This is a genomic window from Alteromonas alvinellae, from assembly GCF_902705805.1.
The window spans coordinates 1-233 of sequence record NZ_CACSIH010000174.1 but is presented as its reverse complement, the minus strand read 5'-3'; the positions used below and the strand labels follow the sequence as shown (position 1 = coordinate 233).

1 protein-coding gene is annotated in these 233 nt (G+C 45.9%); it reads left to right on the top strand.

Features of this window, described 5'->3' with window-relative positions:
* Positions 1-18: 18 nt before the first annotated feature.
* Positions 19-233, top strand: a 215-nt coding sequence (locus ACX5KA_RS12845; protein WP_458731339.1) for a hypothetical protein, incomplete at its 3' end; no start/stop codon positions are given.

Genomic DNA, 233 nt, shown 5'->3' with positions numbered 1-233 from the left:
AGCGGTGCTGAGAGCACTATGCTAGGGTCAAATAGTGGTTATTCAGCAACAACCGGTAGTGCTACGCAAGTCGTGACTATGGCTTCGATAGGCTTCGGTAATACAGATAATCTTGACAGTGTACTTGCTGCCAGCGACATGAAAGTTGTCTTCGGAGCATGGCATTCAACTGCTAATTTAAACACCACCTTGAGTGAAATAACGCTGACATTTTTAGATGAAGACGGCGTGGC